The sequence below is a fragment of the Providencia sp. PROV267 genome (genome assembly GCF_028477825.1).
GTDB classification, from domain to species: domain Bacteria; phylum Pseudomonadota; class Gammaproteobacteria; order Enterobacterales; family Enterobacteriaceae; genus Providencia; species Providencia stuartii.
This window is the reverse complement of the sequence record NZ_JAMPLX010000024.1, coordinates 176755-184028: the sequence shown is the minus strand read 5'-3', so window position 1 is coordinate 184028 and position 7274 is coordinate 176755. Positions and strand designations below refer to the sequence as shown.

Sequence of the window (7274 nt, the reverse complement as noted above, 5' to 3'; positions counted from 1 at the left end):
AGAGATAAAGTTTAATCCCTTATTTAGGGCGGCTTATTTTTTCAAATATGGGTTATTCCAATAGATAGATTAAAGAATTATTAGTAAGAAATTTATCAAAGCCCTTATCTATTTCATACCTTACCTTCCATCACTCCCCTTCTTTTCCCATTTTCTCTATTTTTGGCGGATTCCAGCCAGCATTACTAGTACTTAGTATCTTTGTCTCTGTATAGGATATAAATAAAAATTCTAATAAATATTGATGTTTATAATTGAATAGTTTTTATCATAATATAAATAGAATCATATAGTTATAACCATGCTATATATAGCAATCAAATTGTACCAAATCTAATCACTTGAAATAATTTCAATTAGTGTTGAAAGACTCGACAATGATGGCAACTTTGGTTAGATTATTTAGCATTCTAGAAGTCTAAACGTATAAATGTATAAAAGGGGAAGATGATGCCAATTCGTTTACCTGATGAGTTGCCAGCGGTAAATTTCTTACGAGAGGAGAATGTTTTTGTCATGACAACGACAAGAGCAAGCCTTCAGGAGATCCGTCCCTTGAAAGTGTTACTACTCAATTTGATGCCTAAGAAAATTGAAACTGAAAATCAATTTTTACGTTTACTGTCGAACACACCGCTACAAGTTGATATTCAGTTACTGCGAATTGATCAGCGTGAATCTAAAAATACGCCTGCGGAACATCTGAATACCTTTTATTGTGACTTTGAAGATATCCAAGACCAGAATTTTGATGGATTGATTGTGACTGGTGCTCCTTTAGGTTTAGTGGAGTTTTGTGATGTTGCTTATTGGCAGCAAATAGAAAAAGTGATTCATTGGGCGAAAGATCATGTGACCTCGACTCTATTTGTTTGCTGGGCGGTGCAGGCTGCATTGAAAGTGCTTTATGATTTACCTAAATGGACACGGGAAGAAAAGCTATCTGGTATTTATCAGCATGATACGCTTGAGCCTTTTGCCCTATTAACCCGAGGATTTGATGGATCTTTTTATGCGCCTCATTCACGCTATGCTGACTTCCCTGAATCATTGATCCGCAAACATACGGATTTGGATATATTAGCTAGTTCACAAGAAGCGGGGGCTTATCTATTTGCATCTAAAGATAAGCGATTAGTTTTTGTTACAGGTCATCCAGAATACGATGCGGATACCCTCGCTCAAGAATATTGGCGCGATGTTGATGCTGGAATTTCGCCAAATATCCCCTGTAATTATTTTAGGGAAAATAATCCGGAAAAGGATCCCATTATTACTTGGCGTAGTCATGGGCACCTACTTTTCTCAAATTGGTTAAATTATTATGTGTATCAGATCACACCTTTCGATCTTAGTCATATGCAGCCGACGTTAGATTAAAAAACCACCTATCTACTGCCAGATACGCTTATAACAACGTATTCGCCTAGTGTAATGATAAATTACAGCGATTTCATTTAAGTTGAATCCTAATTAAAGAATTTAAGCAGCCCTGATGAGGCTGCTTTTTTTGTTTTTTAGTAAATGATTGTTATTTTTACAACACATTGATTTAACTTAACTTTAACATCTTTTGTTGTGAAAAGGGAACCTGCAATCATAATTAGAATCTTGTTAATTTCATTATATATCAATATATTGTGTTTAAATTAAAATAAAATGGAAACTGTTTTTGATTTATTTTTATTTTGAGTTAGTCTTAATTTATCGGCAGATATGAGAGAGGATCGACCAATGGATCAGCAATTATCAGCATCAACATTAACATTTACTAAGAGTTTTAATCAGCAAGATAGCAAGGTGCTAACGACTGAAGCTATCGCGTTTCTTTCTGATCTGGCAGAAAAGTTTTCCGCTAAAAGAGATGTGCTATTGAAAGAAAGGCAAGTTAGACAACAGAAAATAGATTCTGGCATGTTGCCTGATTTCATTTCAGAAAGTGATTCCATTAAAAAGGCTGATTGGAAAATTCAAAATATCCCTGAAGATTTACGTGATCGCCGAGTTGAGATCACTGGCCCTGTAGAGCGTAAGATGGTGATCAATGCGCTTAATGCCAATGTTAAAGTTTTTATGGCTGATTTTGAAGATTCACTCTCCCCTTCATGGGATAAATTGATCGATGGGCAAATTAATTTAAGAGATGCGGTTCGAGGCGATATTTCGTATACCAACGAAAATGGAAAGGTTTACCAATTAAAATCTAACCCTGCTGTATTAATCGCGCGTGTTCGTGGTCTGCATTTAGATGAAAAACATGTTTTGCTCGATGGTAAGCCAATCCCCGGAGGGTTATTCGATTTTGCGCTCTACTTTTTTCATAACTATGAAGCGCTACTAGCAAAAGGAAGTGGCCCTTACTTCTATATACCCAAACTTGAGTCTTGGCAGGAAGCTCAATGGTGGAGTGATGTATTTAGTATGGCCGAAGACTCTGTTGGTTTACCACGAGGAACGATTAAGGCCACTGTACTTATCGAAACACTGCCAGCTGTTTTTCAGATGGATGAAATCTTGTATCACATGCGCCAGCATATCGTTGGTCTAAATTGTGGCCGTTGGGATTATATTTTCAGTTATATCAAAACATTAAAAGAGCACGCAGATAGGGTATTACCTGATCGCCAAGTCGTGACCATGACACAACCTTTTTTAAGTGCTTATTCTCGGTTGCTGATTAAAACTTGCCACCGTCGAGGGGCTTTTGCAATGGGGGGGATGTCTGCCTTTATCCCAAGTAAAGATGCACAAGAGAATAAAGCTATTTTAGAGAAGGTTAAAGCTGATAAGGAATTAGAAGCCCGTAATGGTCATGATGGCTCATGGGTCGCACACCCTGGGTTAGCAGACACCGTCATGGCGGTTTTTAACCAAGCACTGGGCGAACACCAAAACCAATTACACGTATCGCGCGATTCAGACGAAGAAATTACCGCTCAGCAGCTATTGCAGCCTTGTGATGGCGAAAGGACGGAAGCAGGTATGCGAGCGAATATCCGAGTTGCAGTTCAATATATTGAAGCGTGGATATCTGGAAATGGTTGTGTGCCGATATATGGCTTAATGGAGGATGCTGCAACGGCAGAAATTTCTCGTACCTCTATTTGGCAATGGATCCGCCATGGTAAGTCGCTTTCAAATGGTGAAAAAGTCACTAAAGCCCTCTTTGAAGAAATGTTAGATGAAGAATTACAAGTCATTCAAAAAGAGCTTGGTGATCAGAAGTTCCAAAGTGGTCGTTTCCGTGAGGCCGCTGACTTGATGCGAAGAATAACAACGCAAGATGAACTCATTGAGTTTTTAACAATACCTGGTTACCAATTTATTAATTAAACACGATTAAAGCCGTTCCGATAGGCCCTACTTAAATTATAAGGAATACGAACATGACGATATCACGCGCAGAGCAGATTGCCCAATTAGAGAATGAGTGGAAAAAAGCACGTTGGGAAGGGATCACTCGCCCTTATAGTGCTGAAGAAGTGGTGAAGCTGCGTGGTTCAGTTAACCCAGAACATACTCTAGCGACCAGAGGGGCACAAAGGTTATGGGATCAACTCCATGGCCATTCTAAAAAAGGTTATGTGAATGCCTTAGGTGCCTTAACGGGGGGACAAGCATTACAGCAAGCCAAAGCGGGAATTGAAGCTATTTATCTTTCTGGCTGGCAAGTGGCAGCGGATGCGAACACGGCATCAAGTATGTACCCTGACCAATCGTTATACCCGGTCGATTCGGTTCCTTCGGTCGTGAAAAAGATAAACAACACGTTCCGTCGGGCGGATCAAATTCAATGGGCTAATGGGATTGGGCCAGAAAATAAGGAATACATTGATTTCTTCCTCCCTATCGTTGCTGATGCTGAAGCGGGATTTGGTGGGGTGCTAAATGCCTTTGAACTAATGAAAGGTATGATTGAAGCGGGAGCTGCTGCCGTACATTTTGAAGATCAGCTCGCGGCGGTTAAAAAATGTGGTCATATGGGTGGAAAGGTACTAGTACCAACCCAAGAGGCGATACAAAAGTTAGTTGCGGCTCGTTTAGCAGCGGATGTGTCGGGAGTACCAACGATTTTAATCGCGAGAACGGATGCAGACGCCGCCGATCTTTTAACGTCGGATTGCGACCCGTATGATGCCGAATTTATCACAGGGGAAAGAACCAACGAAGGCTTTTTCCGTACTAAAGCGGGCATTGAGCAAGCCATTAGCCGTGGGCTCGCTTACGCGCCATATGCTGATTTGGTCTGGTGTGAAACATCAAAACCTGATTTAGAGGCGGCTCGCCAATTTGCCGAGGCGATCCACGCGAAATACCCGGGTAAATTACTGGCTTATAATTGCTCACCTTCCTTTAACTGGAAGAGAAACTTGGACGATGCGACGATTGCTCGCTTCCAAGATGAGCTTTCAGCGATGGGTTACCGCTTCCAGTTTATCACATTGGCGGGTATTCATAGCATGTGGTTTAACATGTTTGATTTAGCTCATGCGTATGCACAAGGTGAAGGTATGAAGCACTACGTAGAGAAAGTTCAGGAGCGTGAGTTTGCTGCGATTGATAAGGGTTATACCTTCTCTTCGCATCAGCAGGAGGTGGGAACGGGTTATTTTGATAAGGTAACGACTGTGATCCAAGGTGGAACATCGTCAGTCACTGCGCTGACAGGTTCGACGGAAGAAGAGCAGTTTTAACCAGAAATTTCTTTCATTAAGCCGCGCATATTTTTCTTTTGTTCATATGTATCTGTTTTTTGTTTTACCGGCACTTTCGAGTGCCGTTTTTTGTCAGGAGCTACTATGACACTATCGACTGAACAGATAATTTCTCAAACCATTTTACAAGGTTTTGATGCTCAGTATGGTCGTTTTTTAGAGATTACATCAGGTGCACAGGAACGATTTGAACGGGCAGATTGGCATGCTATTCAAGATGCGATGAAACAAAGAATACAGTTGTATGACCACCATGTAGGGTTAGTCGTGGCTCAGTTACAATTTATGGGTTTGGTTCAGTCATTAACGCCAGAAATGCTTTCGAATATTAAACGGGTATACACGGCATTGTTACCGCATTACCCGCGTTTTGAGATTGCAGAAAGTTTTTTTAATTCGGTGTATTGTCGTTTGTTCCAGCATCGGGAACTGACGCAAGACAACTTATTTATTTTTACCTCTCAGCCAGCTCGGCGTTTTAGTGACCTGCCTAGGCCATTAGCTCGAGAATATCCGGTTAAGGACAGTTTGTTTAATGTACTGGAAGAAGTGCTAAGTGCATTGCCGCTACGTTTGCAGTGGCGCTCTTTAAGTTGGGATGTGCAATGCATTGTTGAGAGCCTAATAGAACGATTCCCTAATATTCGCAATGAAACGGTTACTTTCCAGATTGCGAATGAATTGTTTTATAGAAATAAGGCAGCGTGGCTGGTGGGAAAATTGGTCATTAATAATGAAGTTCACCCCTTTTTATTACCTATTCATCATGACGCTGACCACAAAATTTATGTTGATACCTGTTTAACGGGGTTTGATGAAGCCAGCATCGTCTTTGGTTTTGCTCGCTCTTATTTTATGGTTTATGCCCCATTTCCAGCCGCATTGGTTTTTTGGTTACGGGAAATTTTACCGAGTAAATCTATTGCTGAACTGTATATGGCAATTGGCTGCCAAAAACATGGAAAGACGGAGTACTATCGTGAATATCTGGCTTTTATTAATTTTTCTCGAGAACAGTTCACGATAGCGCCTGGTGTGAAGGGAATGGTAATGTTGGTATTCACTTCGCCTTCTTTTGATCGCGTATTTAAATTGATTAAAGATGAGTTTGCTCCACAAAAAGAGGTCACGAGGGAACGTGTACAGGAGTGCTATCGGCTTGTTAAAGAACACGATAGGGTTGGGCGAATGGCGGATACCCAAGAATTTGAAAACTTTATTATTGAAAAGCGTTATATCAGTGATGAACTGATGGCGGAATTACTTAAGGAAGCCCCTTCCCTGATAGAAGATTTAGGCGACAAAATATTGATCCGTCATTTGTATATGGAACGGAAGATGACGCCATTAAATATTTATATGGATGAGGCTGACGAAGCGCAATTACATCATGTGATTGATGAGTATGGTCAGGCGATAAAACAGCTAGCGGCAGCAAATATTTTTCCAGGCGATATGTTATTTAAAAATTTTGGTGTGACACGTCATGGCCGCGTTGTTTTTTATGACTATGATGAAATTTGCTATATGACCGAAGTAAATTTTAGGAAGATCCCTGAACCTATGTACCCAGAGCAAGAACTTTCGGGGGAGCCTTGGTACAGCGTGGGAGAGCAGGATGTTTTTCCAGAGGAGTTTGCGTTATTTTTATGCCAAGACCCTAAAATACGCGGTTATTTACAGAAGCGGCATGCCAACTTATTTACGGCAGAATATTGGCAAGGCTTACAAAATAGGATCCGCAGCGGCTATATCGAGGACGTCTATGCTTATCGAGAAGATTTGCGCTTTAGTTTACGTTTTGGGCAGGAGCCAATGCAGCGACTTAGTGGCTGAGTTAAGCAAATAGAGCCACAGTATTGGGATACTCTGGCTCATATTGATATATCAAATTTAATTATTGCTGAGCGCCTTTAATCGCTTCTTCTGCCAATTGAGTGATTCGTTGATAATCACCGGCTTCAAGGGCATCTTCTGGCACTAACCATGAACCACCGATACATAATACACTTTTCAAGGCGAGGTAATCGCGGTAGTTAGCTGGCGATATTCCACCCGTTGGACAAAATTTAACTTGTGAGAAGGGGCCGGCAATTGCCTTTAATGCTTTTACACCGCCATTGGCTTCGGCAGGGAAGAATTTAAACTCTTTTAAGCCATAATTCATACCGAGCATTAATTCTGAAACGGTTGATATACCTGGAATTAGAGGGATACAACCTTTTGTTGCTGCACTGAGTAACTCTTCGGTAAGACCTGGGCTAATAGCGAATTGGGCGCCAGCCTCAGTGACGGCAGTGAGTTGTTGAGCATTAATCACAGTGCCTGCTCCGATCATCGCCTCGGGCACTTCATTGGCAATAAGACGAATTGCATCAATGGCACACTCAGTACGCAATGTCACTTCAAGTACTCTAATTCCCCCTTTTACCAGTGCTTTTGCGAGAGGAACCGCCTGTTCAAGTTTATTGATCACAATGACGGGAACGACAGGGCCTGCATTGAGTACATCTGCAGCAGCTAACTTCCAATTATGCATAATCTTTTCCTATTCACTGA

The 7274-nt window shown here is 41.1% G+C and carries 5 protein-coding genes; 4 read left to right on the top strand and 1 reads right to left on the bottom strand.

Translation table 11 applies throughout. The features are described from left to right. The first annotated feature begins 450 nt into the window (after positions 1–450). The 4 genes from metA (at position 451) to aceK (ending at position 6551) form a co-directional block, all read left to right on the top strand. Positions 451–1380 (top strand): homoserine O-acetyltransferase MetA, encoded by a 930-nt coding sequence (gene metA, locus PR709_RS16740; RefSeq protein WP_014656942.1) that lies wholly within the window; start codon positions 451–453, stop codon positions 1378–1380. A gap of 354 nt (positions 1381–1734) precedes the next feature. After that, positions 1735–3333 (top strand): malate synthase A, encoded by a 1599-nt coding sequence (aceB, locus tag PR709_RS16735; RefSeq protein ID WP_014656941.1) that lies wholly within the window; start codon positions 1735–1737, stop codon positions 3331–3333. Between the two features lie 53 nt (positions 3334–3386). Continuing rightward, positions 3387–4694, top strand: a complete 1308-nt coding sequence (gene aceA, locus PR709_RS16730) for an isocitrate lyase (protein WP_004925881.1) — start codon at positions 3387–3389, stop codon at positions 4692–4694. 105 nt (positions 4695–4799) lie between these two features. Further along, complete coding sequence (aceK, locus tag PR709_RS16725; RefSeq protein WP_004925884.1) at positions 4800–6551, top strand: bifunctional isocitrate dehydrogenase kinase/phosphatase; 1752 nt, start codon at positions 4800–4802, stop codon at positions 6549–6551. Between the two features lie 61 nt (positions 6552–6612). Here the strand turns inward: aceK and PR709_RS16720 are convergent, their stop codons facing one another. After that, a complete protein-coding gene (locus PR709_RS16720) occupies positions 6613–7254 on the bottom strand; it encodes a bifunctional 4-hydroxy-2-oxoglutarate aldolase/2-dehydro-3-deoxy-phosphogluconate aldolase (protein WP_004925885.1) in 642 nt (213 codons plus the stop codon). Positions 7255–7274: the final 20 nt, after the last annotated feature.

What these genes read in the sequence shown, in the direction of transcription:
- metA (WP_014656942.1), top strand. Translation starts at nt 451, where the DNA reads ATGCCAATTCGTTTACCTGATGAGTTGCCAGCGGTAAATTTCTTACGA.
- aceB (WP_014656941.1), top strand. Translation starts at nt 1,735, where the DNA reads ATGGATCAGCAATTATCAGCATCAACATTAACATTTACTAAGAGTTTT.
- aceA (WP_004925881.1), top strand. Translation starts at nt 3,387, where the DNA reads ATGACGATATCACGCGCAGAGCAGATTGCCCAATTAGAGAATGAGTGG.
- aceK (WP_004925884.1), top strand. Translation starts at nt 4,800, where the DNA reads ATGACACTATCGACTGAACAGATAATTTCTCAAACCATTTTACAAGGT.
- PR709_RS16720 (WP_004925885.1), bottom strand. Translation starts at nt 7,254, where the DNA reads ATGCATAATTGGAAGTTAGCTGCTGCAGATGTACTCAATGCAGGCCCT.